Source organism: Streptomyces sp. AK08-02 (assembly GCF_033795085.1).
GTDB lineage: Bacteria > Actinomycetota > Actinomycetes > Streptomycetales > Streptomycetaceae > Streptomyces > Streptomyces echiniscabiei.
Genome location: NZ_JARAZV010000011.1, coordinates 281,408 through 306,774, shown reverse-complemented (window position 1 = coordinate 306,774; position 25,367 = coordinate 281,408). Strand labels below are relative to the sequence as shown.

Genomic DNA, 25,367 nt, shown 5'->3' with positions numbered 1-25,367 from the left:
CTGATCAGCGCTCCTCTCGGAAGTCGACGTGACGGCGGGCGACCGGGTCGTACTTGCGCAGGGTCATACGGTCCGGGTCGTTGCGACGGTTCTTGCGGGTGACGTAGGTGAAGCCGGTCCCGGCCGTGGACCGGAGCTTGACGATCGGCCGGAGTTCGTTGCGAGCCATGCTGGTATCTTACTGAAAACGACTTCCATTTGCATAACTTGACCGAGAGAGGTGCGTCACCTTGTCCGCCCACTGCATGCTGACCGGCGCCCAGCCGGGCTTCGGCAACAACATCAGCCACTCCCACCGGCGTACGTCCCGTCGCTTCAACCCCAACATCCAGTCCAAGCGGTACTGGCTGCCCAGCGAGGGCAGGCACGTCCGGCTGCGGCTGAGCACGAAGGGGATCAAGACCGTCGACACGATCGGTGTCGAGGCGGCGGTGGCCCGGATCCGGGCCCGTGGGGTCAGGGTCTGACGGCCGCGAGGGCCAGGGACGGAGACGCACGGACCCGTAGGCACCACGAGCAAGGAACGACCAGGAACAAGGACGGGAAGACAGGAGCGACATGGCGAAGAAGAGCAAGATCGCGAAGAACGAGAAGCGGCAGGAGATCGTCGCCCGGTACTCGGCGCGGCGGGCCGAGCTGAAGGAGATCGTGCGGCGACCGGCCTCGACGGACGAGGAGCGGGCGGCGGCCCGGCTGGAGCTGGAGCGGCAGCCGCGTGACGCGAGCCCCACGCGCGTACGCAACCGGGACCAGGTGGACGGGCGGCCCCGCGGCTACTTCCGGGCGTTCGGACTGTCCCGGGTCGGCCTGCGGGAACAGGCGCACGCCGGGTTCCTTCCGGGGGTGCGCAAGTCGTCCTGGTGACCGGCTCCTCCGGGCCGGGGCCCGGGGATTCCGGCCTCCCGCTCCGCTGACAAGGAACCCTGGTAGCTTGCTGCGGTCGTGCGGCCCCAATGGCCGTCGCTCACGGCTACCGCACAGCGGCTGACTGCTTGGGAGCTTCCGGTGACTTCGGTGACGTACGCGCGCGTGCTGACGCGCAGGGCTGGTGTGGCCTCGGTGGTCGCGGTGGCTGCCGCGCTCGCGCTGACCGGGTGCAGTGGCGACGGAGGGTCCGACAACGGGTCGGCGAGTCCGAGTTCCGGCACGGACTCCTCGGACCCGACCTCCGGCTCGTCCTCGGGTTCATCCTCGGGTTCGGGGGACGCGAGCGGTGGTGGCGATACGCCGGCGGCGGACAGTCAGCTGGCGGGCAGCTGGCTGACCACCAGCAAGGGCAGTGCCGTGGCGCTGGTGATCACCGGGGCGAAGGCCGGACTGTTCGCCACCGGGGGGAACGTGTGCAGCGGTACGGCGGGCGAGGAGGCGGGGATGCAGATGATCCACCTCACCTGCAGCGACAAGAGCAAGGACCGGGCCTCGGGGATGGTCGCCTCCGTCGACAAGACGTCGATGAAGGTCACCTGGACCGGCAGCCTCGGCACGGAGACGTACACGAAGGCGCAGGGCGGGTCGCTGCCGTCGGGGCTGCCCACGGCGGGGCTGGGGTCCTGACGGGCGGCTCAGTCACGCAGCCGGGGGCGGGCCCTTAGCTGGGCCCGGTCCGCCGCCGCGGTGCCCTCCGTCCAGCCCGCCTCGTCCGTGACGCCCCGCAGGCGGGTTGTCGTGGTCGTGGGGAACATCTGGTCCAGGTGGGCGGTGACCGCCAGGTCCCGGGTGGCCAGGACCGGGAGCAGGGAGGCGGTGGTCCGCGTCGCCGCCGCCGCGTCCGCCGTCTCCGCTGCCGCCGCCTGCGCCAGGCGGGTGCCCGTCTTGTGGGCGTAGGCCGCCAGGAAGGACTGACGGAAGGTCTTCGTCCGGTTACGGCCCTTGGCCCGTTGCGCCGCCTCCGCCTTCGTCATCGCCGTCGTGGCCTGCACCAGCAGGGACGTGTAGAGGAGTTCCACCACCTCCAGGTCGGGTTCGAAACCCACCACCGTGGAGAAGCCCAGGGCCTCGTTCCACACCGCCCGGCAGCGGTTCGCGTCGGCCACGGCGTGCAGGAGGATCGCCTTGGCCTCCTCGTACGGGGCGTCCACACCGAGGCGCCGCGCGCGCGGGGCGTCGGCCGCCGGGGCGCCGGCCGCGAGCAGCGCCTCGTCGATGCTGTGCCGGGCCATCAGTTCCTGGGCCTTCGCGCTCAGCGCCTCGGCCTCCTCGGGGAACCCGGTCGCCTCCGCCTTCGCCAGCAGCGCGCGGATACGCGGCAGCATGCGGGACTCCGGATGCGTCCGACGGGCACTCTCCCCCGGTGTCGGCGGCCGCTCGTCGAGGGACTCCAGGGTCGGCAGTCCCAGCAGCAGGCGGTACAGCTCCAGGACCGTCGTCGCATGCGTGAAGCGGTCGGCGCGGGGCGGGGCGGGGGTCGCGGCCAGCTCGGTCAGCTGTTCCTTCCAGCGGGGGTCCCGGGCCCGGTCGTCCGGCGCCTGGGCGGTGATCAGCGTCGACACCAGGCGTACGTGTACGTCGTCCAGCTCGCGCCGCACGAGACGTACGAGGTCGGCCGGCTGCCAGCCCCGGCGCCAGGCCGACGCCACGAACTCCGCGCCGCGCCGGGCGAGTTCGGGGTCGGCGGCCGGGTCGGCGGCGAGCAGGGAGGCGCCCGTGTCGAGGGAGGTGTCCGTGTCGGCGTACAGGGCGGCCTCGAAGGCTCGTTCGACGGTGCCGGGCGGGGCGGGCGGACGGGGGGTGCGGGGCGTGCTGGTCACCCGTCGATCGTGCCATGCCGTCACCATCGACTGTCAACTTCGGGTTGACAGTCTTCGGAGTGACAACCTACGGTTGACACATGACGACCAATCAGCCCGTACGGGCCTCCGTACGCCTCGACGACCTCATCGAGGCCATCAAGAAAGTGCACACCGACGCCCTCGAACAGCTCCAGGACGCGGTGCTCGCCGCAGATCACCTCGGGGAGGTGGCGGATCATCTGATCGGCCACTTCGTGGACCAGGCACGGCGTTCGGGCGCCTCCTGGACCGACATCGGCAGGAGCATGGGCGTCACCCGGCAGGCCGCGCAGAAGCGGTTCGTGCCGAAGAGCGAGTCGGACCTCGACCCGAGCCAGGGCTTCAGCCGCTTCACTCCACGGGCCAGGAACGTGGTGGTCGTCTCCCAGGAAGGGGCGAGGGCCGCCGAGAACGACCAGATCCGCATCGAGCACCTGATCCTCGGCCTCCTCTCCGAGCCGGAAGCCCTCGCGGCGAAGGCGATCACCGCGCAGGACGTCTCCCTGGACACCCTGCGCGAGGCCGCGACCGCCGGACTGCCGCCGCGTGCCGAGACCGTCCCCGCCCTCATCCCCTTCGACGCCGACACGAAGAAGACCCTCGAACTCACCTTCCGCGAGGCCCTGCGCCTGGGCCACAACTACGTCGGAACCGAGCACATCCTCCTCGCCCTGCTGGAGTTCGAGAACGGCGCGGGCCTGCTGTCCGGCCTCGGCCTCACCAAGCCGGCGACGGAGGACTACGTCGCCGCGGCCCTCGCCAGGATCAAGGTGGAGTTCGAGGAAAAGGGCGAGCAGCCGAGCTGAACGCGCTGGTCAAGGGCGTTGTCAGACCCTCCTGCCACACTCACGGACATGGCAGACGTGGCGGAGACGGCCGAGCGGTGGGCGCTCGCTCCGGCCGAGGACGGCGGCGTGGAGATCGCCCTCCTCGGTCCCGGCGGGCTGCCCGCCGGGCCGGTGCGGCGGGAGGCGGATCTCGGCGCGGCCGTCCGTGACCGGCCCGATGTCACGCGATGGGTGTGGCGGTCCACCCCCGACGTCTATCCGCGACTGCTCGCCACGGGGGTGCGAGTCGAGCGGTGCTACGACATCGAGGACGCCGAGACACTCCTGCTCGGCCACGAGGGGCGGCTCGGTGAGCCCCGCTCCGCCGCGGCGGCCCTCGCCCGGCTGCGCGGTGGTCCCGTACCGCCGGATCCGCCGCAGCGGTCCGCCGAACCCGGCGCGCAGTCGCCGCTCTTCGAACCGGGGCCGGTGCACGTGCCCCTGGCCGATCTGCTGGAGGTGTACGCCGACCAGCAGCGACGGCACGACGCGACCGCGCACCCGGACCGGATGCGGCTGCTGACGGCCGCCGAGTCGGCGGGGATGCTGGTGGCCGCCGAGATGAACGCGGCGGGGCTGCCGTGGCGCGCGGACGTCCATCGGGACCTCCTGCAGGAACTGCTGGGCGAGCGGTACGCGGGCGGTGGTGAGCCCCGGCGGCTCGCCGAGCTGGCGGACGAGGTGTCGGCGGCGTTCGGCCGCCGGGTGCGGCCCGATCTGCCCGCCGATGTCGTCAAGGCCTTCGCACAGGCCGGGATCAAGGTGCGGTCCACCAGGAGATGGGAGATCCAGAGCATCGATCACCCGGCCGTCGAGCCGCTGATCGAGTACAAGAAGCTGTACCGGATCTGGGTCGCGCACGGCTGGTCCTGGCTCCAGGACTGGGTCCGGGACGGGCGGTTCAGGCCCGAGTTCCTCGCGGGCGGGACGGTCACCGGCCGCTGGGTCACCAACGGCGGGGGCGGGCTGCAGATCCCCAAGGTGATCCGCCGGGCCGTGGTCGCCGACCCGGGGTGGCGGCTCGTCGTCGCCGACGCCGACCAGATGGAGCCGCGGGTCCTGGCCGCGATCTCGCGCGACCCCGGGCTGATGGAGGTCGCGGGACGGGAGAGCGACCTCTACCAGTCCGTCTCCGACCGCGCGTTCTCCGGCGACCGGGAGCAGGCCAAGCTCGCGGTACTGGGCGCGGTGTACGGGCAGACCTCCGGGGACGGCCTCAAGAACCTCGCCGCGCTCAGACGCCGGTTCCCGAAAGCGGTGGCCTACGTGGACGAGGCCGCCCGCGCGGGAGAGGAGGGGCGCCTCGTGCGGACCTGGCTGGGGCGTACGTGTCCCCCGGCGGCGCGGGCCGACACCGACGACTCGGCGGAGGAGGCCGGCATCCCGCTCTCGGAGGACGAGGGCGGCGTCGACCCCGCCGGGGGCGCGGGAGGGACGGGGCCGGGGGCGCAGGAGTGGGTGCCGGGGTACGCCTCCTCCAACTCCCGTGCCCGGGGCCGCTTCGCGCGCAACTTCGTCGTCCAGGGCAGCGCGGCCGACTGGACCCTGCTGCTGCTCGCCGCGCTGCGCCGGAGCTGTGCCGGGATGGCGGCCGAGCTGGTCTTCTTCCAGCACGACGAGGTGATCGTGCACTGTCCCGAGGAGGAGGCCCAGACGGTCGTGGCGGCGATCCGGGAGGCGGCGGAACTGGCGGGGCGGCTGACGTTCGGCGAGACGCCGGTGCGGTTTCCGTTCAGTACGGCGGTCGTGGAGTGTTATGCCGACGCCAAGTGACGCGCGTCAACCCTGGCCGGCTGTCGTCGTGTCGCTGCCCGACGTGGTGCTGCCCGACCGATCGCCGCTCGCCGTGTCGCCGCTCGCCGTGTCGGCCGCGGCCAGTTCGCGGGCGAAGTCCCTGACCAGGTCGTGGGGCGCGTACCGGCCGTACACGGTCTCCTCCACTAGGGACACGTCGACGAGGCGGTCCAGGGCCGCCCCGGCCCGGTGTTCGTCGGTCGCGGTGAGGCGGGCCAGCAGCGGGGCGTCGTACGCGGGGAGGTCCAGGGCACCGATGCGGCGCAGGACGAGGGCCGCGTCCCGGTCGGTCTCGCGGGCGGAGACGCGCAGCGCCTCGTGGGCTCCGGCCAGGGAACGGCGGACGCTCAGGTCGTCGTACTCCAGATGCGGCAACCTGCTCTCCCCGGCGGCCAGTTGAGCGGCGAGCAGGTCCGGAGTGAGGGCCCGGCGGGCGGCGAGCCGGGCGGCGACCGCGCACAGGGCGAGCGGGAGGCGGCCGGTGAGCTCGACGAGGGGGTGGCCGGCGTCGAGGCCGCCGCGTCCGGAGACCGCGCGCAGCAACTCGGCGCTCTCCGCGCCGGTCAGGGAGGCGAGGGGGAAGCGGCGGGCGCCGTCGAGGGCGGTCAGCGGGGAACGGCTGGTGACGATCACGGCGCAGCCGGGACCCGCCGGAAGCAACGGCCGTAGCTGCGCGGCGCCTTCGGCATCGTCCAGGACCAGCAGCGTACGGGTCGGGGCGAGGAGGGAACGCAGTAACGCGGCTGCCCCGTCCGGGTGTTCGGGGACTCGGCGTGGATCGGCGCCGAGGTCGCGCAGCAGCGCGGTGAGGGCCTGGGCGGGAGCGAGCGGAGGCACGTCGGCGGTACCGCCGTGCAGGTCGACGTAGAGCTGCCCGTCCGGGAAGCGCTCCCGGAGAGCGTGCGCGACGTGCAGCGCCAGGGCGCTCTTGCCCACGCCGGGCATCCCGTGGACCACGACCACGGGGGCGCCGGCCGCACCCTCGGACCCGGGACGCCCCTGCGGAGCCAGGGTCCGGCGCAGGTCGTCCGCGACGGCTGTGCGGCCGGTGAAGTGGGCCGGGGGTGGCGGGAGTTGAGCGGGGCGGGGCACGGGGGGCGGGGCGGATACCGACGTGGGGGATGGAGTTGGCGTGGAGGGTGGGGTCGGTGTGGGGGGTGCGGTTTGTGACAGGGGTTGTGGTGGCGCGGAGGTCCGTGATGGCGGCGACCCGCGTCGCGGAGTGGGCGCAAGCGCGGGGGAAGGGGCGAGGGCCTGTCGTGGGGGCGAGCCCGACGTCGGCTGTGCGGGGACGTAGGGGAGCTTGAGGTCGGTGGTTATCGCGAGGGCGGTGGGCATCACGACGCCACCCGGGACCCCATGCGCCGTCAGACCCCGGTGGCCCCCCGACCGCGCCGGGCCGCCCACTGGGCCGGCTGGGCCGCTCGGCCCCGTTGCGTCCGCTGTGGCTGCCGGAGGCCGCGCATCTCCCGGATCGCCGGGCAGCCTCAGTACCTCCATGTGGGCCGCGCGGATCGCCGGGCCCGGTTCCACGCCCAGTTCGTCGAGGAGGCGGTTGCGCAGGTCGCGGTGGACGGCGAGGGACTCTGCCCGGCGGCCGGTGCGGTGGAGGGCGAGCATCAGCTGGCGGTGGTAGGACTCGCGCAGCGGATGCTCGGCCGTCAGGGCCGTCAACTCCGGTATCAGGGAGGGGAGCCGAGGGCCGCCGACGTGCAGCTCGGCGTCGTAGCGCCAGTCCAGCAGGAGCAGCCGGGCCTCTGTCAGGCGCTGGGTGAAGGCGTAGCCGAAGGTCTCGGGCGGGAGGCCGGTCAGTGGGGCGCCGCGCCACAGGGCGAGGGCCGACGCGCACTCGTCCAGGACGCGCCGCCAGTCCTGGTTGGCGTGGGCTGCCCGCGCCCGTTCGACGTGGGCCTGGAAGACGTGCACGTCCAGCTCGCCGGGGCCGACCCGCAGCAGATAGCCGGGCGGCACCGCTCGCAGCCGGGCCGGATCGTCGAGGAGGCGGCGCAGCCGGGCCACGTGGTTGTGCAGCGAGGCCTGCGCCGACGCCGGGGGCGCCCCGCCCCACAGCGCGTCCTTGAGTGCCTCGACCGGGACGACCCGGCCGGGTTCCAGGAGCAGGGCGGCGAGCAGCGTCCGTACCTTGACGCTGCCGATCGGCTGGACCGGAGCGAGGACGGGGATCGGCTGGATTCCCTCTCGCGCAAGGCTGTTGGGGGCGTGGCCGTCGTAAAGGACGGGCGCGCCGAGCAGTCCGAACCGCAGACCGCACCGCATGTCGTCGCCTCACTGCCTTCTCGTCCGCCAACCGCTTCCCATGTTAGCGATCTGTTGGCGTGGCCTGATGTGATCACCTCAACGGAACCGGCCCGAGGGTGCGCGCGGATGTCGCGCAGCTCGGGGGAGTGTCGCCGTCGCGGCCGGGTCCGGATACGCGAGAGGGCCCGGGTCGCCAGAGGTGACGACCGGGGCCCTCGTATCGCGTGCCGTGTGACGTGTGCCTGGTGACCGTGTGCCGCGTGCCTGGTGAGAGGGGACGGAGAACCCCCGGTTCACAGGATGGGCGGGCGGCCCAGCCTGGTCAGGGTCCACACCGTTCGCCAGCGCATCGGGCGGCGTTCGCCGGCCGGTTCACGCAGACCCTCCACGAAGCCGGCGAACCAGGCTCGCAGCGTGCGGGTGGAGCCGCCGCGCAGGACGGTGATCGCGATCCAGACCGCCAGGTGCACCGGGATCAGCGGCAGCGGGAGCCGGCGGCGGACCAGCCAGACCCGGTTGCGGGCGGTGACCCGGTGGTAGATGGCGTGCCGGGCGGGCGAGGTGCTGGGGTGGCGCAGCAGAAGACGCGGTTCGTAGAGGATCTTCCAGCCGGCGTCGACGGCCCGCCAGGCGAGGTCGGTCTCCTCGTGGGCGAAGAAGAAGGCGGCGGGCCAGTCGCCGGTCTGGTCGAGCATCTCCATGCGCAGGGCGTGGCCGCCGCCGAGGAACTGGGTGACGTATCCGCCGAGCATCGGGTCGCCCGCGCCGGGCCGGGGGACGTGGCGGCGCTGGGTCACGCCGTTCTCGTCGGCGATCCGGAAGCCGACGATGCCGAGTCGGGGGTCGGCGGCGTACAAGTCCCGTACGCGGCTGAGTACATCGGGGTCGATGAGCAGGCCGTCGTCGTCCAGGTCGACCACGACGTCGATGTCTCCGAACTCACGCAGCCGGGCCAGGGCCACGTTTCGGCCGCCAGGGCAGCCGAGGTTCTCGTCGACCTCGATGGTGGTGACCTCACCGGAGAGGCCGGGGAGTTCGGGCAGCGGACAGCCGTTGCCGACGAGCACGATGCGGTCGGGGGCGAGGTCCTGCTTGGCGATCGACTCCAGCAGCGCGTTCAGCGCGACAGGCCGGTTTCCCATGGTCACCACGGCCACCGCGATACGCGGTTCCACCGCCATGCCACCCACCAGACCCACCTCGTTCCGGCCGCCGACGTACACCATCGCGGTCGGATGCTATCTGTTTACAGTAAGGATGTATTAAGTACGCATTGAGTACGTCTCGTATCCATAACACCCTACGGCTCAACAGCCTACGGCTTTCGGCCGGAGCCGGACTCCAGCCACGTCCGCAGCGCCCACCACCAGTGCACGCTACCCAGCGGCCCGGAAACGATGCCTGGCAGATCGTCCGTGAGCGACTCACCGGTGAGCTGCTGGAGCCTGGAGAGGCGGTAGCGGACGGTGTTGGGGTGGGTGAACAGGGTAGCCGCCGTCCGGTCGAGGCGGCGACCGTGGTCGAGGAACGCCAGCGCGGTGACCGCGATCTGACGGTGGAAGTCGTCCCGCGGATCGAGGTCCGCGAGGAGCCGGGCGCTGAGCCAGGCGCCGAGGAACGGCTGGTCGGCGAGGGCGATCTCGGCGGCCAGTTCGGTGAGTTCGTACACGCCGTGGCGTTTGTACGGTGCCGGTGCCGTCCCTCCGTCCAGGTCCAGGGCGCGGACGCAGAGACCGTACGTGGCCCGGAGATCGTCCAACGGGACGGCCGGCGACACCACGACGAACGCGCCGCCGCACGCTTCCTCCTCCGCCGACTCCGCGTCCCCGCCCCCGCCCCCATCCCAGTCCTCGATCGTCTCGCCCGCCGGCAGTCGCGGGTACAGGCCCACCAGCCGTCCGTCGAGCGTGCCGAAGAGACAGCCGCGCAGGGCGGCGAGACGGTGAGCCAGCCGCCGGGTGCGGGCGGGCTCGCCGCCCGGGTCGGCGACCAGGAGGTGACGTACGGCGTCCCGGCGCAGCCCGGCCCCCGCCAACTCCTCCATGTCGGGCGGCGGTTCACCTTCGACGAGGAGTCGGCGCAGCAGTCGCGCCCGGGCCTCCCCCAGCTCGTGCGGGTTGTCCCCCTCGGCGACGCGGTATCCGTGGACGACGTGCCGTTGCAGGGCGTCGCCGTACTCCTTGAGGCGCAGGACGACGGAGAGCAGCGCGGCGTCGGGCACCCCGGCCGCTCGGCAGCGGTCGACGGTGATCTCGACGGCGCGGGTGTGGGCGGCCTGAACTCCGCGCAGTACGGCGGTCATCGGAACGCCCTGGCCGGCCCGGTCGGCGCCGAGCAACAGTGCGGCGGCGAAGTCCTGGGCGTCGACGCCCTGTTGCTCGCTGTCCCCTCTGTCTGTCGTATCCGTACGGGGTTTACGTGTGTCCGTACCTGGGTCACGTCCGTCGGGGGCGCCCAGCCAGGCGCCGGCCGCGTTGATCATGGCGGTGACGTGCCACAGGGTTTCCGCCTCGGCGAGCCGGGCCACCTCCGGGGAGTGCTTCCGGGCCGCACGCACGAGTTCGCCCTGGACACCCGCGTCCGCCGCCATGGCTCGCAGCACCTCGGCGACGGTCTCGCCCTCGGACCGCTCGGGGCGCTCGCTGAGGCCGCTGAAGTCGGTGAGGGCCGTCATGAGCCTCCCCCTTCGCGTCGGTGCGGTGTTGCCGGGACACAACGGAGGGGCTGACGCGTTGGCTCCCGGCTACTACCGCGCTGTCGTTCCGACCTGATTCCCTGAGCGCTACCGACGGTAACCCCAGGCTCACCACCAACACACCCTTTTCACGGGCAGCTCACCCGCCCGTGCACGCGCAGCCGGCCCCGCCCCCGCACCCGCACTTTCTCTCCCGGAAGGCACCCACCCCCATGGAGCACTTGACTGACCCTGTCAGCCGCCGCCGGGCACTGACGCTGGCCGGTGGCGCGGTCGCCGCGACCGCCCTCACCCAGACGGGCACGGCGTTCGCCGCCTCGGCGGCGGTCACGTCGGCCGACGCGATCGTAGTGGGCCACGGGCTCGCCGGGCTGGTCGCGACGGTCGAACTCGCCGCCGCGGGCCGCAAGGTGCTGCTCCTCGACCAGGAACCGGAGTCCAACCTCGGCGGCCAGGCCTTCTGGTCCTTCGGCGGGCTGTTCTTCGTCGACTCCGCCGAGCAGCGTCTGATGGGCGTCAAGGACTCCAAGGACCTGGCCTGGCAGGACTGGCAGGGCGCGGCCGGCTTCGACCGGGACATCGACAACCCGCTCGGCCAGGACCACTGGGGCTACAAGTGGGCGCAGTCCTACGTCGACTTCGCGTCCGGCGAGAAGCGGGCCTGGCTGGCCGGTCTGGGCATGCAGTGGTTCCCGTTCGTCGGGTGGGCGGAGCGCGGCGGTGGCCTCGCCGACGGTCACGGCAACTCGGTACCGCGCTTCCACGTCACCTGGGGCACGGGTCCCGCCGTAGTGGAACCGTTCGAGAAGAAGGTGCGGGCGGCGGTGGCGGACGGGCTCGTGACGTTCAAGCACCGCCATCGCGTGGACGAACTGATCCGGACGAACGGCACCGTCACCGGCGTACGCGGGGCGGTTCTCGAACCGAGCACCGCGGCGCGCGGCAAGGCCAGTTCGCGGACGGTGGTCGGGAGCTTCGAGCTGAGCGCCGAGGTGGTGATCGTGACGTCCGGCGGGATCGGCGCCAACCACGATCTCGTACGGCAGAACTGGCCGGCCCGGCTGGGCACTCCGCCCAAGTCGATGATCACGGGTGTGCCCGCGCACGTGGACGGGCGGATGCTCGGGATCACCGAGAAGGCGGGCGGGCGGATCGTCAATCCGGACCGGATGTGGCACTACACGGAGGGTCTGAAGAACTACGACCCGATCTGGGCCAACCACGGCATCCGCATCCTGCCCGGCCCGTCGTCGATGTGGTTCGACGCGACCGGCAAGAGGTTCTCCGCACCCGACATGCCGGGTTACGACACTCTCCACACCCTCAAGTCGATCATGGACACCGGCTACGACTACTCGTGGTTCGTGACGACCCAGAAGATCCTCGCGAAGGAGTTCGCGCTCTCCGGATCCGAACAGAACCCTGATCTGACCAACAAGGACATCTGGATGCTGCTCTCGCGCGCCTGGCAGACGCCGGAGCCGTTGGAGCGGTTCAAGAAGTACGGCGAGGACTTCGTCGTGTCGACCACTCTGTCCGAGCTGGTCCGGGGCATGAACAAGCTGACCGGCACGAGCCTGATCGACCTGGCGCCGCTCCAGCGCCAGATCGAGGCGCGGGACCGGGAGATCGACAACGCCTACAGCAAGGACGCCCAGGTCATGGGTATCCGCAACGCCCTTTCCTACCCCGGCGACGTCCTCAGCCGTACGGCGTCGGCCCACAAGATCCTGGACTCCTCCGCCGGACCACTGATCGCCGTACGCCTCAACATCCTCACCCGCAAGACACTCGGCGGCCTCCAGACCGACCTGTCGGGCCGCGTCCTCGACACCACCGGCACCCCGGTTCCCGGTCTGTACGCGGCCGGCGAGGTCGCGGGCTTCGGGGGCGGCGGCGTCCACGGATACCGGTCGCTGGAGGGCACGTTCCTCGGCGGCTGCCTGTTCTCGGGGCGCCAGGCGGGGAGGGCGGCAGCTGCGGCGACGGCCTGACGGTCGGCCGAGCGGGCCGACGGCACCAGCAGGACCGCGGCCGGCGAGGCAGTCGCCGGCCGCGGTCCTGGTCGTGGTCCGTCAGGCCTTGGGAAAATCTGTCCGGCTCAGCTCAGTCCGAGCGTGGAGAGGGCCGTGGTCCAGTCGGTGATGATGGCGTCCTGGGCGTCGGAGAGACTGACGGTCCCGGCGCAGACGGCTTTCTTGAGCCGGTTCTCGACGGTGTCCTTGTTTCCCGCGGTCGTGTCCCCGTACTCGGGCTCGGGCCACAGGTTCAGCGCGTCCTTTGGGGCGCCGCCGAGTTCGAGCGGGACGAAGTGGTCCTCCTCGTAGTCGGAGGTGCTGGTGTCGTCGTAGCCGTACTCCACTATCTGCTTCTTCTTCAGCGCGGTGGTGTACGAGCTGGAGGGCCGTACGGTCGCCGTCCAGCCGGAGACGCAGATCGTGGAGCCGATGGTGCTCTGCGTGACGTCCGGGTTGAGGGCGCCGGGCTGGCAAGTGGGGTCGGGGAGGGGCAGGTAGGCCTGACTGCAGGTGGCGGCGTGGGCGGTGCCGGTGGTGACGGCGAGCCCGGCGGCGGCCAGCGCGAGGGCGGAGAAGACAGTGCCGAGGGTACGTGGGGTTCGGGCCGGCGTACGGGACATGGGGAGGTCTCCCGACAGGGTGCCCGGCAGGGTTCCGGGCGAACATGCACATGCCAGCAGTCGGGGCGTCTATGCGAGTAGACCTCTTGGCGAGGAACAGGCCGTCTTGGCTGAGAATTGACCTGCCCCGAGCCCGGACCGGACCAAGTCCTGGCCCGGGCTTGATTGCTGGACCGCCGAACAGCCCGACGCGCAGCGGGCATACGGCGGGCACGTCTCAGGCGCGTAGGGGGTTGGTGCGCGTCGCCGCCAGCAGGTACCAGGCGGTGGCGCCCGTGTGGCGGTACGGGTAGTAGCCGAAGCCGAAGCCCGTGTCGAGGGGACTGCTCGCCGAGACGACCCCGGCGCGCTCGGGCACGGCCCGGCTGCCGACGGTCTGGGCGGTGCCGAGGAGTTCCTGGGCACGCTCGACGGAGGCGATCAGCCGATGGGCGCGCGCCTCGTCTCCGTGTCCGGCGCGGTCCCGGAGGGCGAGGGCGAGGTGCGCGGTCCCCTCGAACCAGACGCCGTTGCGGTCGGGCTTCGGCTGGAACTCGGCGATGGGTGCGGCCTCGTTCGCCAGCAGGCTCGCGGAGCTGAAGGTGACGCCCTCGTACGACTGTCCGGCGGGCACCGTGCTGTTGGTGCGGTCGGCCCGGTCCAGGACGGCGAGTTCGGTGGCGGCCCAGTCCAACGACCCCGCGTACCTGCGGGAGTTGAGGGCGAGGTGGGTCCAGGTCTGGGTGTCCTCGGGGATCGGGGACCTGTTGACGGTCACGCCGTCGTTGGTGCCCGTGTAGAAGAACCCGGCGCCTGCTGGACCGGCCGGCTCCCACATCCTCTCGACGAACGCCCGCGCCGTCGCCCGCCGTTGCCGCCACACCGGGTCCCCGGTGAGCAGGGCGAGCTGCCCGAAGAGGGCGACCAGGTCGGTGTTGTGCTCGGTCGAGCTGAACGGCAGTTTCGCGTTGCCGCCGTCGACGCCGAACTTGTAGCCGCCCAGGGGCTGTTCGGTGCCGGCGTTCACCTGGATCCAGGTGCCGATCCGTACGGCGCCGGCGAGGAAGCGGCGCTTCCCGGTCCGACGGGCCAGCGCCGCGAGCGCGATCCCGGCCCAGGCCATGTCGCCCACGGCGGTGCCGGTGAACCCGAACTGCGTGCCGACGTTGGCGGTGCCGTCGGACCGTACGAACCCGTCGGGCTGCGGGACCCCGTCGAAGAAGACGTACGGCCCGACGTTGTAGGCCTGGCGGAGTCTGCCGTCGTCGTACACCGGGTCGTGCGACTGCGCGTACAGCAGGGCGTCCCCGAGGGCGACGGCCCGGCTCCGGCCGGCCTCGGTGCGGGTGGCGAGGTGGGCGAGTATCGCGAGGGCGTTGTCGTAGGTGAACGCCGTACTGAAGAGGCCCGCCTGGTCGGTGTAGCTCTGGGTGAGGCGGATGTCGCCGCGGTCGGGATAGGCGTCCATGGCGGCGGCGAGGAAGGAGTGGGCGCGGCGCTCGGCGGGCGCGAGGGAACTCTCGTAGCCAGTACCGGAGTTGGCGGCCCCCGCCACACCCGATCCGGCAGCCGTGAGCGCGACGGCACCGAGGCCGGCCGCACCGATGAGCGTACGACGGCTGATCGCGGGGCCTGGCGCGTCTTCTCGGTCGGACCTGCCGTTTCTGCCGTTCATGGGTCTCCTCTGCTGGTCTGAGAGCGCTCTCACGAACGCGCGGCTCATTCTGCTGGTGCACCGGGAGCGGGTCAACGCCCCCGCTGCGCACGTGGGTTGAACTTTCACGGCGCCAGGAGGACGGCAGGAAGAAACCCCGGGCCAGGAGGGTGACCCAGGGTTTCGGCAAGGGGGCGACGGCCCGGTCAGGACATCGACGAGGCGTTGCGCAATCGCGCGAACGACGTGTCCAGTCCCCGTTTCATCAGCCGCGCCAAGGGCGCTTCCACCAACTTGTGCACCAGCCAGCTCAGTACGAGGAAGCCGGCGATCACGGAGACGACCAGGAGTCGGGCGTCCATCGTGTCGCGCAGCCGGTTGATGAGCGTCGTACCGACGAGGTAGTGCGTCAGATAGAACGGGTAGGTCAACGCACCCGCTGTGACCAGCCACTTCCAGCGGATACGGTCGGTGTAGCCGAGCGAGACTGCGACCATCACCAGCAGGAACACGGTGAAGATCAGCACGCTTCCGCGCCAGCTGGAGACCCGTTCGACCGTGTCGATGCGATGCCCCAACTCCCGCTGTCCCATCAGCCAGGCCAGGCCGAGGATGCCCCAGAGCAGCAGGTCCTGGCCGAAGCGGTACATGAGGTAGAGGGCGAGGCCGGCGATGAAGTACCAGGCACCCTCGGGGTTGATGATCAGCGTCGCCGGGCGGAAGCCGGCCGCCGGCGTGATCATCGCTGCGGCGCCCCAGAGGCAGCAGAACACGACGACCTTGCGATACGTCAGCCCGGTCACGACGACGGCCATGAAGAGAAGGTAGAAGCGCAGCTCCGACCAGAGGGTCCAGTACACGTTGTCGACGTTCGCGACGAACGAACCGGACTGCATCATCGTGAAGTTGAGCAGGACGTCACGTGCCCGGTGGCGCGGCCACACACCGGGCATGACGATCAGAGCCACGGAGGTGAAGACGATGCCGAACCAGTACGCCGGGTAGAGCCGGATCACGCGGGAGGTGAAGAACTGCCGAGGGGTGCGCCCCCAGCACGACATACAGATGACGAACCCGCTGATCACGAAGAAGATCTCGACGCCTATCCAGCCGTAGGCGGAGAACCGGAACCAGGTCGGCATGATGTCGGACACCGGCCGGTCCCAGATCATGTTGCCCGGCTGGTTGGCCCGCCAGGTTCCGGCGTAGTGGTGGAGGGCCACGACGAGGGCGGCGAGCAGACGGAGTCCGTCGATGGCGTAGAGCCGACGGTCACCGCGGCCCGGTATGGCGGCATGCTTCGCGGCTGTCCGGGTGGGCTTGTTCGTCGTCGCGGTGGGCCCGCGCGACTGCTCGGTCGTGGCGAGCGGGAGAGGCTGTCGCGGCGACGGGATCACCTTCTGCATCCCGCCGACGACCCGCCCGCGCATCGACGGCCCACCGTCCGCGCCCTGCATCGACACCTGATTTCCCCCATCACAAAGCTCGCCCACGCCGACCGACCACGCCCCGAGAACGGCGACGACGGCCGACAGCGGAACGGCGGGGCGCGTGCCCAGCGGCAGCCACGGCAAACCCGCGAACACCGTAGAACCTCATGGTTCACGCACAGAGACTTCTGGGGCAGATCGAGGGTTGTAGAGCGGATGGGGTCGAGTTTCGACGAGATGTGGAGGGTTTTGTTCCTGTTGATGTTGGTGCGATGCCCCGTCGCCCTACGCTTCGCCGAACGGTTCGTCGCTCCAGCGGAACCAGGCCTGGTCGCCCTGAATGTGCAGAAGGAATTCCGCAACGGGACCTGACGGGGCTACGAGGGTGAGGGCGCGGGCGATGCGGTCGTAGGCGTCCTCGAACTCGTCGTATCGCTCCGCCTCGATGAGGGCGAGCGTCTCGACGAACCACGGCTCGACTTCGGCGAACGCCGGTTCGGGTACAAACCGGCCGCTCAGCCAGGGGAAGTCGGCCTCCGCGATCACGATCTCGCCGAGCGACTCCTCGCCACGCCGCAGCCGCCAGACCTGACCCTCAAATCCCATCTCGGCCCGCTTCCTTGTCCTCGTCGTGCTCGTCAGGCGTGTCGTGCTCGTCGTGTTCGTCCTCGTTCCCGACCGCACCCTAAATCCCGCCACTGACACCATCGGTCGTCGGCCGGAGCGAACCCTCAGAGTCCCGGCCGCCCGAACGGGTCCGGCCTCGGCTTCGACCGCCCCTCCGCCGCAGGGCGCGGCTCCTCGCCGAGGGCTTGGACCACATAGAGGCGTACGACGTCGTCGTACGGCGCGCATTCCTGAGAGCGGGGTGAGCTGCGTACCGGCGGCTGCCAGCAGGCTTCTTCGGGCCGGAGGAAGGCGGCGGCTTCTGCCGGTGAGGTGTTGTGCGTACGGCGGTGCCCGCGTCGCCGGCGGGTGTCGTGGAGGTTGGGGAGGGTCCAGACGTACGGGTCCGGGGTGCGTGGTGGCTGAGTGAGTGCGGGGATGACTGGTGGGCGTGGCGGGCGCGGGCGGAGTACGGCCGCCAGCCTGGTGAGCAGTCGTGCCGTCAGCCCAGGCACGCGGGGGCGACTTCCGTTCGAGGCGTCGGGAAGGTGGCCCAGGCGCACTTGGTGAACCGGCGCAGGTCGTATCCCCATTGTCCGGCGAGCGCCGCGATGACGGCCAACCCGCGCCCGTCCTCGTCCTGTTGACCGGCGAGGCGGGGTGTCGGGGTCTTCTCCTTGTCGGGGTCGGAGACCTCCAGCAGGACATGGCGTGTGTGGAGCGCGAGGGTCACCTCGACCAGCGCGAAGCTCACCTCGCAGTGCCGTACGGAGTTGGTGACGAACTCCGTGGCCACGAGGGCGATGTCGGCGGCGAGTTCGGCGGGCAGGCCCCAGTCGGCGAGGACTTTTCGAACTTGGGCGCGGGCGTCGGGGACGTTTCTGGGGTGCTTGGGGATGCGGAAGGTGGTGCTTTGGCGGGGCTCGGGGTGGGGCTGGGGTGAGGTGGGTTCGGGCATGGCGGTACCCCCTGACGGCAGTCAAGTTCGCGCTCTGTGGCGGCGCTTGGCCACGAAGCTAGGCGGACATCCATCACCTACACAATGAGAACGACTGAATACATGCAGTCGATTACCTCTATCGCGTGAATCGGAGGCGCTGATGATGCCCGGTATGGCACTGTGACCGTCGATAGGAGGGGAGGGCCTCATGCCCGCAGGGGGACGGCCGACCGTGCGCAGCAGGCGCCTGGGCGCAGCGCTCAAGAGGTACCGGCACGCCGCGAAGCTCGACCAGCCAGAGGCGGCCGAGGTGATCGCCACAAGCCAGGCCAGGATCAGCCGTATTGAGAGCGGCCAGACGAGTGCGCGCGTCATCGACGTCAGGCTGCTGCTCGATGCCTACGGCGTGACGGACCAGGAAGTACGTGAAAGGCTTGAGGGGTTGGCCAAGCAGTCGCACCGGCGCGGCTGGTGGCTCGAACACGCCGAGCACCTGCGGCCGGACTACCTCGACCACATCGCGTTGGAGGACGACGCGACGCACATCCGGGAGTGGCAGCCGACCCTGGTCCCCGGTCTCCTGCAAACCGCCGCCTACGCCGAAGCGATCATCGCGGCGAGCCCCAACTACATCGACCCCGGGCGGGTTGCCCAGTTGGTGAAGGTGCGAGAGGCCCGGCAGGCCAAGATCGAGGAGGGCGGGGCAACGTACACCGCCATCCTCTGGGAGACGGTAATCGCACACCCGTTGATGGGCGAGGAGATCCACCAGGCGCAGCTGTCCGCGATCCTGGAGATCGGGAAGCGGAAGAACGTCACTGTGCAGGTACTGCCGTTCAGCGCGGGGGTGCTGGCTACCTCGACCTCCGCCTTCTCCACCTTCAGCTTCGAGCCGGAGCCGACGGTCGAAGCGGTCACGTTGGACAACCTGCGGGGCGCGTCGGTCCTCGAAGGAGCAGAGGATCTCGCGGCTTACGCCAATGTGTACGACCTACTACGATCGTCTGCACTAGCACCGGACGCGAGTGCGAAACTCATCCGGAGTGCACTGCGAACCAGTTAGGAAGACGCACAGTGACCGAGGTTGTGGGCCCCTTCCGAAAGTCGTCCTTCTCCGGTGCGGAGAACAACTGCGTTGAGGTCGCCGACACAGCCACCGGCGGCCGAGCCGTCCGCGACAGCAAGGGCCAGGTCGGCGGCACGCTGCTCACCTTCGGCCCCGGCGGCTGGCAGGCCTTCCTGGTCGGTGCCAAGGCCGGGGCGTTCGGTCGCGGTTGAGGCCACAGCGGCTCAGAGGTTCAGAAAGCGATGCGCATGACCAGCCCGCAAGCCACAACCACCCTCTGGCGCCCCACCGGCCCCAAGGAGTTGGACCTGGTCCGCGATCTGAACTGGCGGGCGTGGCCGCCCCGGCTTCCTGAGCAGCCGATCTTCTACCCGGTCCTCAACGAGGACTACGCGATCAGGATCGCGCGCGACTGGAACGTGAAGCACGACGGCGCCGGCTTCGTCACCCGGTTCGAGGTCGACTCGGAGTTCCTGAGCCGGTATCCCGTCCAGCAGGCCTGCGGGCGGACGATCCTCGAACTCTGGATCCCGGCCGAGGAACTGGACGACCTCAACGCCCACATCGTCGGCGAGATCCAGGTCGTTCACGAGTTCCGCTGAAGCAGGGAGTCGCGCCCCCGTATGCCATCAGAACCTGGAGGTCCGCAGGGCCCCGCATGGGAAACCGTCTGCCGTGTCTGTGGATTCGACGACGGTGTGGAGCCCTTCTGGGAACAGGGCTGGCCCAATGAGGGTGCCATCTGCCCGTGCTGCGGCAACGAGCCGAGCATGAGCGATGTCGGTGTCATCGGGATCCGGGGCTACCGCGGCTACTGGCTCGGCCAGGGCGCCCCCTGGAGCTCACCCGGTTCGCGTCCGAAGGACTGGGACCTGCTGGAGCAGGTGGCGCGCATTCCGGTCGAGTGGCGCTGACCGCTCCAGTTGTCGGGGCCCTCCGCGAACGGCTCCGAGTGGCAGCCTGCCGCCGGTCCGTCGCTCACCAGTCCCGCGTGGCGATCAGCTCCTCCACGTCCGCATCCGTGAACCCGTAGGCCTGCGCGACAAACCAGAAGTTCTCGGCGATCTCCTCGCGGGCAACCGTCTCGATCTCGCTCCCGGCCGCCTCGAACTCTCCGTCCAGCAGGTTGAACTCCTCGGTCGCCGCCTGGGTCAGCACGTACAGGGCCGGCAGATCCGACGGCTGCTCGGCCTCGATCTGCTCGCAGAGCCGCACCAGGACCGTCCTGCCCTTGTCGACGACGTGGTCGGGGTAGTAGTCGTCCTCGTACAAGAGCCGCAGAAACGCGTGCTCCGCTGCCTGCTGGTTCGTGATCGGCATGTGCCCCGCCCCCGTAGAAGAAGTGATACGCCGATCATGCATGCCACCACTGACAACAGCGCCACGTCCGGGCAACCGCCGCCCCGACGCGGCGCACTCGTTCCAGCGCGACCGGTCAGGGCGATTCCGCAAGAGCCTCACTCTGGACGAGATGGCCGTGGCCGGTGGCCGCGTGGCCAGGAAATCGGACGGCGGTGCACCTCATTCGCCGGAATCGCATCCTTCCCGGTGATCACCTGATCCCGATCATCCGAGAGGACACCCATGTCGCCCAGCCCGTCCCGAGACGCGCGCCGAACTGTTTCCGGTCTCGCCATCGCTCTGCTGGCCCTGGCGGGCCCCCTGGCGGCCCCGGCCTCACCCGCGGCGGCCGCCTCGGGAACCGGGCAGGTCAGTACGGTCACCTATACGGCGGCGGAGCGGACCGCCGCCCTCTCGTACTGGACGATCGCGCGGATGAAGCAGGTCAGCCGCGATGTCGACCTGGGGCCGACCGGACCGCTCAGCAAGCCCTGGACCGGCAAGACCATCCCCAGCATCGGCCGGCTCTTCTTCACCGACTCGGACGGGCTGGACACCTGGTGCACGGCCAGCGCCGTCACCAGCGGCAACCACTCGGTGATCATGACCGCCGCGCACTGCGCGCGCCTCGGCTCGTCGCCCGTCAACACCCACAGCGACATCGTCTTCGCCCCCGGCTACGCCAAGGGCAAGACGCCGTACGGCCGTTACGCGGTCAAGACGACCGTGACGCCGCGCTCCTGGGCCGAGGACACCGTCAACGACGTGGCTGCGATGGTCGTCGCCACCCCCGCGTACGGGAAGCAACTCACTGATGCGGTGGGGGCGCAGAAGATCGCCTTCGGCCGGCCGGCCGGTCTGAAGGTCACCTCCTTCGGCTATCCGGCGACCAGTCCCCAGCGGGGCGAGCAACTGCTCTACTGCGCCGGTACCACCCAGAGCGCCCCCGAGGGCGAGCAGCGCGTCCCGTGCGACCTCGGCGGCGGCGCGAGCGGCGGTCCCTGGCTCGCCGGCTTCGACTCCGCCACCGGCAAGGGCACCGTGGTGTCGGTCAACAGTCACGGCGAGGGCCACGGCGGCACCCCGATGTACGGGCCGACGCTCGACAAGACCGCACGAGCCGTCTACGACACCGCTCAGCGCGGCTGAGCCTGCACTGCTCAACGAGTCCGAAGGGCATGCACACTCAGCTCTACAGCGCAACCTGACACCTTCCAGGAGAGCGATTCCGTCCCCCGCTGGTTGTCTTACAGCGGCACCAGTGGCACCAGTGGCACCGCCGAGGTTCGGCAGGCGGTCCCACTTGCCTGAGCCGTACTCGCTGTTCGTCGTCCAAGGGGAAGGCATCGTCATGACCAGACGCGCAATTGCCAAAGCAGCCTGCACCGCCGTCGCAGGCGTACTGCTGGCAGGCGGAATCACCATCGCTGTGCCGGGTACGGCACTTGCGGCCAGATCGGACTGCGAGCGTGGAGCCAACGGCTTCCGCGACATCTCCGACAGCACGGTCGGCGTCCCCGCCGGCCCGGCGGACAAACTGCTGCGCCCCTCCGACCCGCAGGGACTCGTCGGTCGCATCAGTCTGCGAGCCGCCCGCATCGACGGTGACGTCTACGGATTCGCCTCGCTCACGGTTCCGCGTGTGGGAGACGACGTCTGGATGGACTGGACGCTGAACGGCAGGGATGTGCACCTCCAGTGCGGCCCCTTCAAGGCGAGCCGCGACGGCTTTCCGCTGACCAGCGCCGCGAAACTGACGGACAACAGCCCGAACTACCGGTTCCGCGCCTGCGGGGGCGGGGGCGGCCAGGCGGTGCAGTGCACGGACTGGTGGTAGCCGGACCGGCGGACCGGACATCGCGCTCCGGCATCAGTGGATGCCGGAGCGCGATGTCGTACGACGACCTGTCCACCTCCACATGCGCTCCCTCCCGACTCGTGATCGGATGCTTGAGTGGACCGGCAGCGGGCCGGCGACATGGGCGCGGGCAAAGGTGAGGGTGAGAGCCTGGGCGTGGAGGCGCCGGAGGACGATCCGGGCTTCTGGCGCGTCTGGCCCGCGCGGGTGCGTGAGCTGCTCGGGCAGATTCTCGACGGGACGCCCGCCGCCATCGCCGTCCTCGACACCGAGCTGCGCTTCCGGTACGTGAACGCCACCCTGGCGCGGATGAACGGCGTACCGGCCGCCGAGCACATCGGCCGTACCGTCGCCGAGGTCGTCCCGGGTGTCGAGGCCCGCGAGGACGTACTGCGGGCCGTCATCGACGACGGCGTCCCGCGCGAGACGATCTCCAGCGGGCACACCCAGGCCGACTCACCCCTGGAACGCCGCTACTGGCACGGCGCCTACCACCGGCTGAGGCACGACGGCCGGACCCTCGGCATCGTCGGCATCGTGCTGGAGATCTCGGCCGCCCGGCAGGAGCAGCGGGAGCTGGAGCGGGCCCGCGAGCGCCTCGCCCTGCTCGACGAGGCCGCCACCCGTGTCGGCACCACCCTCGACATGGACACCACGTGCCAGGAGCTGGCCGAGTTCCTGGTGGCGAAGCTCGCCGACGCCGCCACCGTGAAGGTCCTCCCCGAGCACGGCACCAGCCGGGCGCCCCGCGACGGATCACTGCGGCTGCGCCGGGCCGCACTCGCGGCGGTGCCCGAGCTGGAGGCGGTGATGCGGCCGCTGGGGCGGCCCGGCGAGTACGTCGACCACCAGCCCAGCTCGTCCGTCGTCCGGTGCCTGGCGGCCGGGCGGCCGGTGATCGACAACCTGATGGACGAGCGGGACATGGGCCGCGCCGGGGCCCACACCGGGAACGTCTCCGCCTATCTGGCCGCCGGCATCCACTCCGCCCTGATCGTGCCGCTGACCGCGCGCGGCCACGACGTGGGCACCGTCACCATGGTCCGGGCCGGCGAGTCGCCCGTGTTCGACGAGACCGACGCCGTGATCGCCCAGGACCTGGCCGGCCGGGCCGCCATCAGCCTGGACAACGCCCGCCGCTACACCACCGAGCACGACGCCGTCGTCCAGCTGCAGCGCGCTCTGCTGGCCGAGCCGGGACGGCCGCATCCCGACATCGATGTCGCCTACCGTTACCGGCCCGCCGGACGGGGGGTGCTCGTCGGCGGGGACTGGTTCGAGACCGTCGCCCTCGACCACGGACGTACGCTGCTGGCCCTCGGCGACGTGATGGGCCACGGCCTGGAGGCCGCCGTCGCGATGAGCCGCTACCAGGCCATGCTGCGCGTGGTCGCCGCCCGCGAACCCGGCCCCGACCGCATCCTGCTCGAACTGGACCACCTGCTGCACACCTCCGGCGCCGACCGCCCCGCGACCTGTCTGATCGCCATCGCCGACCCACGTCGTGGCATCTGCACCTACGCGAGTGCCGGGCACCTCCCCCCTGTCGTCTTCCGCCCCGACGGCCGGGCCACGCTCCTCCCGGTGCCGCCCGGACCGCCCCTGGGCACCGGCCACAGCCGCTACGTCTCCTTCACGGCCCCCTGCGAGCCGGGCCACACCCTGCTCCTCTACACCGACGGCCTGATCGAACGCCGCCACGAGGACATCGACGTCTCCCTGCGCCGCCTCACCCGAATCCGGGGCTGCCCGGCCCCCGAGGACCTTCTCGACCAGGTCCTCGACCAGGTCGCCCCCATCGACCCGGAGGACGACATCGCGCTGGTCGCCGCCCGGTACGACCTGGCCGGAAGCTAGAATTCCGGGCCGGTCGACGAGACGCGGCAGGACCGCCATGACAGCGGAGCGAGCACGGGAGGAAAGCCAAGTGGAGAAGATGGAGCAGGGGGATCAGGTGGAGCACGTGGAGCGTTTCGAGGTGACACGTGCCATCGCGGCACCGGCGGACCGGATATTCGGCGTGCTGTGCGACCCCGACGGGCATGTGGCGATCGACAGTTCGGGGATGCTCCAGGCAGCCGACGGCGATGCCGTACGCGCGGCCGGGGACTCGTTCGTCGTGCACATGGACCGCGAGGCGCTGAACGACCGCCCGCTGGGCCGGTACGACGTCACCGTGGAGATCACCCGGTTCGAGCAGGACACGCTCATCGAGTGGACCCCGACGTCCCCCCATCTCCAGCCCTCCGTCAACCACCACTTCGGCTACCGGCTCCGCCCCACCCCGGACGGCACCGAGGTGACCTCGTACTACGACTGGAGCCGCATCCACGAGCGGTACCGGGCCGCCGGCATCTTCCCCATCCTCCAGGAGTCGGCGCTGCGAGCCACCCTGGGAATCCTGGCCCGGACCGTCGAGCGGAGCGCCTGACTCCAACACCATTCGGCGGTACGACGGCCGAGGCACCGGCGACTTGGGGGCGCGGGTGAAAGTCGCCGGCGGCAACGGGTTTTTGGGCATCTCCGGTCTCTCCGGCGTACGACTCTGTAGAGTCCACGACAGAGGACGAGAATCTGCTTCTCGAATTGGAGAACCTGATGCGGGTCGCTGCGTCGGACAGGGTGGGGACGGGGACGACCGGGCGGAGAGCGCCGTGAGGGCGGGGTTCATCGGGCTCGGCAACATGGGGCTGCCGATGGCTCGGCGCATCCGGTCCGAGGGCCACGACCTCACCCTCTACGCCCGTCGGCGGGCCTCGCTCGAACCCTTCGCGGACACGGACGGCGTCACCTTCGCCGCGACGCCCGCCGAACTGGGCGCGGCGGTGGACGCGGTCGGCATCTGCGTCTTCGACGCGGCGGGCGTGGAGGAGGTCCTGTTCGGGCCGGACGGACTGGCCGGCGCTCTCAGGGCGGGGAGCGTGGTGCTCGTCCACAGCACGCTGTCCCCCGCGCAGATACGGAGGATCGCCGAGCGGGCGGAACCGTACGGCCTCCGTATCCTCGACGCGCCGGTGAGCGGGGGCCAGGACCGGGCCCTCGCGGGCGAGTTGACCATCATGGTGGGCGGTGACGCCGAGGCCCTGGCCGACGTCTCCGGCCTCCTGTCGGCGCTCTCGCGGCATGTCGTCCATCTCGGCGGGGTCGGGGCCGGGTCGTACGCGAAGCTCGTCAACAACACCCTGTTCGCCGCGCAGATCGCCCTCACGGACGACGCGATGCGGGCCGGCGAGACGCTCGGGATCGACCTGGCGGGCCTCGCGGACATCCTGACGACGAGCAGCTCGGCCTGCGTCGCCTCGGGCGTACGGCTGCGGGCCGGTTCCCTCGCCGGGATCGCCGGTACGCCGGCCGACGCGACCCTCACCAAGGACGTCACCCTGACGGCGGACCTGCTCGCCGACGCTCCCGGCAGCGAACTGGTCCACGTGGCAAGGCGGTTCGTCACCGGGATGCACGCGAGCGACCTGCCCTGATCCCGCCACGGGCCAGCGGCCCGCCGATCATCTGCT

Annotated in this window: 26 protein-coding genes and 1 pseudogene; 15 read left to right on the top strand and 12 right to left on the bottom strand. The window is 70.8% G+C overall.

The features are described 5' to 3' along the window. Nucleotides 1–4: 4 nt before the first annotated feature. Entirely contained in the window at nucleotides 5–169 is a 165-nt protein-coding gene (gene rpmG, locus PV734_RS24385; protein WP_319096963.1) for a 50S ribosomal protein L33, read from the bottom strand. Nucleotides 170–230: 61 nt separating this feature from the next. On the opposite strand from rpmG, the gene rpmB reads away from it, so the two are divergent. From rpmB to PV734_RS24370, 3 genes are all read left to right on the top strand, one after another. Next, nucleotides 231–467: a 50S ribosomal protein L28 gene (rpmB, locus tag PV734_RS24380; RefSeq protein WP_319291850.1), complete on the top strand. Its 237-nt coding sequence runs from the start codon at nucleotides 231–233 to the stop codon at nucleotides 465–467. Between the two features lie 91 nt (nucleotides 468–558). After that, nucleotides 559–864 carry a 30S ribosomal protein S14 gene (gene rpsN, locus PV734_RS24375; RefSeq protein ID WP_319291847.1) on the top strand — a complete coding sequence of 102 codons (306 nt, stop codon included), beginning with the start codon at nucleotides 559–561 and terminating at the stop codon, nucleotides 862–864. Nucleotides 865–1,005: 141 nt separating this feature from the next. Next, nucleotides 1,006–1,554: a hypothetical protein gene (locus tag PV734_RS24370; protein WP_319096966.1), complete on the top strand. Its 549-nt coding sequence runs from the start codon at nucleotides 1,006–1,008 to the stop codon at nucleotides 1,552–1,554. 8 nt (nucleotides 1,555–1,562) lie between these two features. On the opposite strand, the gene PV734_RS24365 is transcribed toward PV734_RS24370, so the two are convergent. Further along, a complete protein-coding gene (locus tag PV734_RS24365) occupies nucleotides 1,563–2,774 on the bottom strand; it encodes a DUF2786 domain-containing protein (protein WP_319096967.1) in 1,212 nt (403 codons plus the stop codon). A 53-nt stretch (nucleotides 2,775–2,827) separates the two neighbouring features. Here PV734_RS24365 and PV734_RS24360 point away from each other — a divergent pair, with 53 nt between their 5' ends. Further along, a complete protein-coding gene (locus PV734_RS24360; RefSeq protein WP_319291844.1) occupies nucleotides 2,828–3,574 on the top strand; it encodes a Clp protease N-terminal domain-containing protein in 747 nt (248 codons plus the stop codon). Between the two features lie 48 nt (nucleotides 3,575–3,622). Continuing rightward, nucleotides 3,623–5,368, top strand: coding sequence for a bifunctional 3'-5' exonuclease/DNA polymerase (locus tag PV734_RS24355; protein WP_319096969.1), 1,746 nt, complete (start codon nucleotides 3,623–3,625; stop codon nucleotides 5,366–5,368). Between the two features lie 87 nt (nucleotides 5,369–5,455). On the opposite strand, the pseudogene PV734_RS24350 reads toward PV734_RS24355, so the two are convergent. The 3 genes and pseudogenes from PV734_RS24350 to PV734_RS24340 form a co-directional block, all read right to left on the bottom strand. Beyond that, nucleotides 5,456–7,666 (bottom strand): annotated as a pseudogene (locus PV734_RS24350) (BTAD domain-containing putative transcriptional regulator); the annotation flags it as partial. Between the two features lie 275 nt (nucleotides 7,667–7,941). After that, complete coding sequence (locus tag PV734_RS24345) at nucleotides 7,942–8,874, bottom strand: glycosyltransferase family 2 protein (protein WP_319096971.1); 933 nt, start codon at nucleotides 8,872–8,874, stop codon at nucleotides 7,942–7,944. Between the two features lie 89 nt (nucleotides 8,875–8,963). Continuing rightward, nucleotides 8,964–10,322 (bottom strand): helix-turn-helix domain-containing protein, encoded by a 1,359-nt coding sequence (locus PV734_RS24340; RefSeq protein WP_319291838.1) that lies wholly within the window; start codon nucleotides 10,320–10,322, stop codon nucleotides 8,964–8,966. 233 nt (nucleotides 10,323–10,555) lie between these two features. Between PV734_RS24340 and PV734_RS24335 the strand changes: the two genes are divergently transcribed. After that, nucleotides 10,556–12,337, top strand: coding sequence for an FAD-binding dehydrogenase (locus tag PV734_RS24335; RefSeq protein WP_319096973.1), 1,782 nt, complete (start codon nucleotides 10,556–10,558; stop codon nucleotides 12,335–12,337). Between the two features lie 107 nt (nucleotides 12,338–12,444). Here PV734_RS24335 and PV734_RS24330 read toward each other — a convergent pair whose 3' ends face one another. From PV734_RS24330 to PV734_RS24305, 6 genes are all read right to left on the bottom strand, one after another. Continuing rightward, complete coding sequence (locus PV734_RS24330; protein WP_319096974.1) at nucleotides 12,445–12,981, bottom strand: hypothetical protein; 537 nt, start codon at nucleotides 12,979–12,981, stop codon at nucleotides 12,445–12,447. A gap of 217 nt (nucleotides 12,982–13,198) precedes the next feature. Beyond that, on the bottom strand, nucleotides 13,199–14,635 hold the full coding sequence (locus PV734_RS24325) for a Tat pathway signal sequence domain protein (protein WP_319291835.1): 1,437 nt from the start codon (nucleotides 14,633–14,635) through the stop codon (nucleotides 13,199–13,201). Between the two features lie 185 nt (nucleotides 14,636–14,820). Beyond that, nucleotides 14,821–16,077, bottom strand: coding sequence for an acyltransferase (locus PV734_RS24320; RefSeq protein WP_319291833.1), 1,257 nt, complete (start codon nucleotides 16,075–16,077; stop codon nucleotides 14,821–14,823). Between the two features lie 252 nt (nucleotides 16,078–16,329). Further along, complete coding sequence (locus PV734_RS24315; RefSeq protein ID WP_319096977.1) at nucleotides 16,330–16,650, bottom strand: hypothetical protein; 321 nt, start codon at nucleotides 16,648–16,650, stop codon at nucleotides 16,330–16,332. Between the two features lie 125 nt (nucleotides 16,651–16,775). Next, nucleotides 16,776–17,165 (bottom strand): hypothetical protein, encoded by a 390-nt coding sequence (locus PV734_RS24310; RefSeq protein ID WP_319096978.1) that lies wholly within the window; start codon nucleotides 17,163–17,165, stop codon nucleotides 16,776–16,778. Continuing rightward, a complete protein-coding gene (locus tag PV734_RS24305) occupies nucleotides 17,153–17,608 on the bottom strand; it encodes an ATP-binding protein (protein ID WP_319291831.1) in 456 nt (151 codons plus the stop codon). The genes PV734_RS24310 and PV734_RS24305 overlap by 13 nt, the downstream gene beginning before the upstream one ends. A gap of 190 nt (nucleotides 17,609–17,798) precedes the next feature. Here PV734_RS24305 and PV734_RS24300 point away from each other — a divergent pair, with 190 nt between their 5' ends. From PV734_RS24300 to PV734_RS24285, 4 genes are read left to right on the top strand one after another with little or no spacing between them, the layout of a single operon-like run. Further along, nucleotides 17,799–18,653 (top strand): helix-turn-helix transcriptional regulator, encoded by an 855-nt coding sequence (locus PV734_RS24300; RefSeq protein ID WP_319096980.1) that lies wholly within the window; start codon nucleotides 17,799–17,801, stop codon nucleotides 18,651–18,653. Between the two features lie 11 nt (nucleotides 18,654–18,664). Next, the gene (locus tag PV734_RS24295; RefSeq protein ID WP_319291829.1) at nucleotides 18,665–18,868 is read left to right on the top strand and encodes a DUF397 domain-containing protein; all 204 of its coding nucleotides are present in this window, start codon (nucleotides 18,665–18,667) and stop codon (nucleotides 18,866–18,868) included. Nucleotides 18,869–18,904: 36 nt separating this feature from the next. Beyond that, entirely contained in the window at nucleotides 18,905–19,258 is a 354-nt protein-coding gene (locus tag PV734_RS24290; protein WP_319291826.1) for a hypothetical protein, read from the top strand. A 21-nt stretch (nucleotides 19,259–19,279) separates the two neighbouring features. Next, the gene (locus PV734_RS24285; RefSeq protein ID WP_319096983.1) at nucleotides 19,280–19,570 is read left to right on the top strand and encodes a hypothetical protein; all 291 of its coding nucleotides are present in this window, start codon (nucleotides 19,280–19,282) and stop codon (nucleotides 19,568–19,570) included. A 64-nt stretch (nucleotides 19,571–19,634) separates the two neighbouring features. Here the strand turns inward: PV734_RS24285 and PV734_RS24280 are convergent, their stop codons facing one another. Then, the gene (locus PV734_RS24280) at nucleotides 19,635–19,976 is read right to left on the bottom strand and encodes a DUF5713 family protein (protein WP_319291823.1); all 342 of its coding nucleotides are present in this window, start codon (nucleotides 19,974–19,976) and stop codon (nucleotides 19,635–19,637) included. 264 nt (nucleotides 19,977–20,240) lie between these two features. Here PV734_RS24280 and PV734_RS24275 point away from each other — a divergent pair, with 264 nt between their 5' ends. The 5 genes from PV734_RS24275 (at nucleotide 20,241) to PV734_RS24255 (ending at nucleotide 25,331) form a co-directional block, all read left to right on the top strand. Beyond that, entirely contained in the window at nucleotides 20,241–21,146 is a 906-nt protein-coding gene (locus PV734_RS24275) for a peptidase (protein WP_319096985.1), read from the top strand. 202 nt (nucleotides 21,147–21,348) lie between these two features. Then, on the top strand, nucleotides 21,349–21,834 hold the full coding sequence (locus PV734_RS24270) for a hypothetical protein (protein WP_319096986.1): 486 nt from the start codon (nucleotides 21,349–21,351) through the stop codon (nucleotides 21,832–21,834). A 117-nt stretch (nucleotides 21,835–21,951) separates the two neighbouring features. After that, a complete protein-coding gene (locus PV734_RS24265; RefSeq protein WP_319291820.1) occupies nucleotides 21,952–23,712 on the top strand; it encodes a SpoIIE family protein phosphatase in 1,761 nt (586 codons plus the stop codon). Nucleotides 23,713–23,791: 79 nt separating this feature from the next. Next, nucleotides 23,792–24,286, top strand: a complete 495-nt coding sequence (locus PV734_RS24260) for an SRPBCC family protein (protein WP_319291912.1) — start codon at nucleotides 23,792–23,794, stop codon at nucleotides 24,284–24,286. 223 nt (nucleotides 24,287–24,509) lie between these two features. Beyond that, nucleotides 24,510–25,331 (top strand): NAD(P)-dependent oxidoreductase, encoded by an 822-nt coding sequence (locus PV734_RS24255; protein WP_319291817.1) that lies wholly within the window; start codon nucleotides 24,510–24,512, stop codon nucleotides 25,329–25,331. The last annotated feature ends 36 nt before the right edge of the window (nucleotides 25,332–25,367 follow it).

Bases quoted from the DNA above. Each gene is read 5' to 3' on its own strand.
- rpmG (WP_319096963.1), bottom strand. From the start codon at position 169: ATGGCTCGCAACGAACTCCGGCCGATCGTCAAGCTCCGGTCCACGGCC.
- rpsN (WP_319291847.1), top strand. From the start codon at position 559: ATGGCGAAGAAGAGCAAGATCGCGAAGAACGAGAAGCGGCAGGAGATC.
- PV734_RS24365 (WP_319096967.1), bottom strand. From the start codon at position 2,774: ATGGTGACGGCATGGCACGATCGACGGGTGACCAGCACGCCCCGCACC.
- PV734_RS24360 (WP_319291844.1), top strand. From the start codon at position 2,828: ATGACGACCAATCAGCCCGTACGGGCCTCCGTACGCCTCGACGACCTC.
- PV734_RS24355 (WP_319096969.1), top strand. From the start codon at position 3,623: ATGGCAGACGTGGCGGAGACGGCCGAGCGGTGGGCGCTCGCTCCGGCC.
- PV734_RS24345 (WP_319096971.1), bottom strand. From the start codon at position 8,874: ATGGTGTACGTCGGCGGCCGGAACGAGGTGGGTCTGGTGGGTGGCATG.
- PV734_RS24340 (WP_319291838.1), bottom strand. From the start codon at position 10,322: ATGACGGCCCTCACCGACTTCAGCGGCCTCAGCGAGCGCCCCGAGCGG.
- PV734_RS24335 (WP_319096973.1), top strand. From the start codon at position 10,556: ATGGAGCACTTGACTGACCCTGTCAGCCGCCGCCGGGCACTGACGCTG.
- PV734_RS24330 (WP_319096974.1), bottom strand. From the start codon at position 12,981: ATGTCCCGTACGCCGGCCCGAACCCCACGTACCCTCGGCACTGTCTTC.
- PV734_RS24325 (WP_319291835.1), bottom strand. From the start codon at position 14,635: ATGAACGGCAGAAACGGCAGGTCCGACCGAGAAGACGCGCCAGGCCCC.
- PV734_RS24315 (WP_319096977.1), bottom strand. From the start codon at position 16,650: ATGGGATTTGAGGGTCAGGTCTGGCGGCTGCGGCGTGGCGAGGAGTCG.
- PV734_RS24305 (WP_319291831.1), bottom strand. From the start codon at position 17,608: ATGCCCGAACCCACCTCACCCCAGCCCCACCCCGAGCCCCGCCAAAGC.
- PV734_RS24300 (WP_319096980.1), top strand. From the start codon at position 17,799: ATGCCCGCAGGGGGACGGCCGACCGTGCGCAGCAGGCGCCTGGGCGCA.
- PV734_RS24290 (WP_319291826.1), top strand. From the start codon at position 18,905: ATGACCAGCCCGCAAGCCACAACCACCCTCTGGCGCCCCACCGGCCCC.
- PV734_RS24285 (WP_319096983.1), top strand. From the start codon at position 19,280: ATGCCATCAGAACCTGGAGGTCCGCAGGGCCCCGCATGGGAAACCGTC.
- PV734_RS24280 (WP_319291823.1), bottom strand. From the start codon at position 19,976: ATGCCGATCACGAACCAGCAGGCAGCGGAGCACGCGTTTCTGCGGCTC.
- PV734_RS24275 (WP_319096985.1), top strand. From the start codon at position 20,241: ATGTCGCCCAGCCCGTCCCGAGACGCGCGCCGAACTGTTTCCGGTCTC.
- PV734_RS24270 (WP_319096986.1), top strand. From the start codon at position 21,349: ATGACCAGACGCGCAATTGCCAAAGCAGCCTGCACCGCCGTCGCAGGC.
- PV734_RS24260 (WP_319291912.1), top strand. From the start codon at position 23,792: ATGGAGCAGGGGGATCAGGTGGAGCACGTGGAGCGTTTCGAGGTGACA.